General features: G+C 45.3%; 1 protein-coding gene. It reads right to left on the minus strand.

Annotated elements, in window-relative coordinates; all coding sequences use genetic code 11:
• Positions 1 to 503, minus strand: a 503-nt coding sequence (locus tag R7R78_RS29840; RefSeq protein ID WP_225475057.1) for a topoisomerase DNA-binding C4 zinc finger domain-containing protein, incomplete at both ends; no start/stop codon positions are given.

Consider the following 503-nt stretch of genomic DNA (forward strand, 5'->3'; position numbering starts at 1 on the left):
TTCACCATTCTTCAGGATTTTACGGGTGTTCTTACAAGTTTCACTCGTACAATCCATGTATTTACCAAAGCGGCCGTTCTTAAGCACCATGTCTGAGCCACACTTGTCACACTCAACAACAGGGCCATCGTAGCCTTTCACTTTGAATTCGCCGTACTCAACAACATAGCCTTCACAGTTCGGGTTGTTACCACAAACGTGCATCTTGCGCTTGTCATCAATCAAGTACGCGTCCATCGCAGTTTCACAGATCGGACAACGTTTTTTCGCACGAAGAGCAGCCGTTTCAACGTCTTCTTCTAAAACGTTGATAATACCTTCTTCGTCACCCAAGTTAATGGTTGTCTTACAACGTTCTTTAGGTGGCAATGCGTAACCAGAACAGCCTAAGAATACGCCTGTAGAAGCGGTACGAATACCCATAGGGCGACCACATGTCGGACACTCGATATCCGTCATCACAATGTGGTTTAGCTTCATACCACCTTCAGATTCATCTAACT

It is taken from the genome of Vibrio sp. 2134-1 (assembly GCF_033339495.1).